Source organism: Synechococcales cyanobacterium T60_A2020_003, from assembly GCA_015272205.1.
Classification (GTDB): domain Bacteria; phylum Cyanobacteriota; class Cyanobacteriia; order RECH01; family RECH01; genus JACYMB01.
In genome coordinates this window covers 1-2,370 of sequence record JACYMB010000154.1, presented here as the reverse complement: position 1 = coordinate 2,370, position 2,370 = coordinate 1, and the positions used below count along the sequence as shown (strand labels likewise).

Here is a 2,370-nt window from a genome sequence, read left to right as displayed (position 1 = left end):
CATCCTGGCATTTTACGCCGCAGAGCGGCGGGGAATCGACCCGCAGGGATTGAAAGTATTGATACCACTATTCAAGTGGTAGGTACAGAGGTGGGATTGGCGGTCAGTGCGCCACCAAAATTGAAAAAGTCAACGTCTAAAGCGGTAACGAAGCCTGCGACCCCTCGTAGCACCCGCGCTCCTCGTGCCGTAAAACAAGCTGACAAGAAAACGAAGGTTCCCGCAAAAACAGCCGCGAAAACAGCTACTCCAACCACAAAAACAACGACTGCACCTGTGGCGAAGAAGTCACGGAAGTCAACCAAAGATGACGGTGGTTGGCAATCGTTTATGGTGGAGGAGTTCAAAGGCAAGCCGCTCACAGAAGTCGTTGAAGTCGTGTTCACTCGTTCTCCTGATGCTTTGATGGGGTCTACTGAGTTAATTGGACAGATTTTCTCAGCAGATATTCCTAAGAAGGAGCGCACTGCAGCCCGCGATCGCCTCCTCAATATTCTGTCGATTGGTGTTAATGAGAAGAAATGGTATCGGGCAAAGCCTGGTCAATATACGCTGACAAAAGTAGGGACTGCTAAGTCGAAATAAACCGCTGTTTTGGGTGAAGATATAACAAGCGATCGCTCTCAGTAAGGGGTGATCGCTGCCGTTGAACTTAGGATTGATGCGGTTTTACTGGGCAGTCAGCCGTTTGTAAAGGTGATAGAGCGATCGCAATACAGGTGCGGTTTTCATAAAGCTTTTGATGCGATCGCGCTGATGGATACGCTGGTTATACCGGATGATATCTTTTGCCCCTGCGAACTGATGCGTCTTAGAAGATACGTTCACAGCCGATGTCTGTTCCTCTGAAGGCAGATCATCAGTTTGGTGAGACTTGACCTCAATCCAGTGAATCGCCACTCCCAATTTACGCACATCCGGATTCCACGACTCTTTGGTGTGAGGCGCAATCGTGCGGTTGACTATAAAACTTAATCGCGTAAAGGGGCGATCGCTTGCCAAAATTGACTGGGGGGCGATCGCTTGGTAGGTTCGCACAGTCGAGCCTGCACCATCGAGCAACTCCAAGTCCACGGATTTGTTGTTGATGGCGAGCTTTAGGCTATCGAGGACATCCATCTCAATGGCGTTGATGACTCGAAATGTAATCTCGGCGTCCGCTTTCTGGGGGATGGGTAGATCAATGGTTGTTGTTGTGGCTGGGCCTGTCCACCGAAAGGTACTGTGATCCATTGCCATCGTTTCGCGCTGGTGCCAACCTGATCCACTCAAAGCTTGTGAAAAGTCTACCTGAATGCGTGGGGATGGTTTTAGAACCTGCCGTTGGCAGTCTGCGTAGTACCGATCCAGCAGAATATTTGCAAATTGAGGATCGTCTGTCCATGCTTTTATCTCGGGTTCACCAGGTTTCGCAAATTCACTCAGATGACGCATCATGACTCGCATCCGCTTTTCAAAAACTTTTTCCGCGTAGCGATACAGTTTGGTATCCAAACGATTGCACTCTTCCAGCATGGCACGTACATCGTCAGACAAGGCCTCAATTTCAGCGGGAGTCGTCGCTTCCCGGAGCTTAGGTACGGTTCCAACAGGTGACCACCCAAAGGTGTAGCTCATGAGTGCCATCGACTCATCAAAACGTTCTACCAACCCAAAGAAGGCGCAGGCATCCAACTGGGCTCTTGCCTCACTCAGACTGTCACGATCGGACAGGGACAGTTGGTACTTGTCTAGCCATTGATCCACGAGGTCGCGCGATTCAGCGTAGTGAAAGATGGAATCATCTGCAGGAGGGTATTTGATCTTGAACGACAAATTGCGAGTTTGTTTGTTTGAAATGCGCTTGCGGGTTTTGGGATGCTGGATAAAGTCAGTAAAGCTCATCTTCTCCCCAACAGCTAGGCTATGAACCCGTGTGCCTGGTTCACGCATCACAAACTTATACGTTGATAACGACAACGGAATGGGTTGGCGCAGCATGGTGATGCAGACCGGAGGCTTGGGTAAAAATGGCTCTAGTCCCCGTGCTCCAAAGTGACCACGATATAAGCGATACTTGCCCACTTCATCCGGTGGAATCTTGGCAAGTTCTTTCCAAAGTTGAGCCGGAAAAATCTCATTCACATCAAACTTTGAGTCCAGCAGGGTAATTAGGGTTGTTCCTGCTGTTTTGGGGATATGAATGAAGTAAAGCAGATCATCTGGACTCAACATAGGGATGCTTTAAGTGTTTTCTAAGCCTGAGTAGTCGTATATGGATAGGGTGCTGCCTTGGGGTAGCTTGTTGGGGCGATCGCCCTATCAGCAGGAATTCAAATGAACTACCCCGCCGCAAGCGGACGGGGTATCAGAATCAAAAAAGAGCAAGTT

Annotated in this window: 2 protein-coding genes; one reads left to right on the top strand and one right to left on the bottom strand. The window is 49.4% G+C overall.

The genetic code is table 11. The annotated features are described in order from the left end of the window. The coding region (locus IGR76_08300; GenBank protein ID MBF2078508.1) for a hypothetical protein at positions 1-585 on the top strand (585 nt) is incomplete at its 5' end. Between the two features lie 84 nt (positions 586-669). Here the strand turns inward: IGR76_08300 and IGR76_08295 are convergent. After that, entirely contained in the window at positions 670-2,214 is a 1,545-nt protein-coding gene (locus IGR76_08295; GenBank protein ID MBF2078507.1) for a sulfotransferase family 2 domain-containing protein, read from the bottom strand. Between the last annotated feature and the right edge of the window lie 156 nt (positions 2,215-2,370).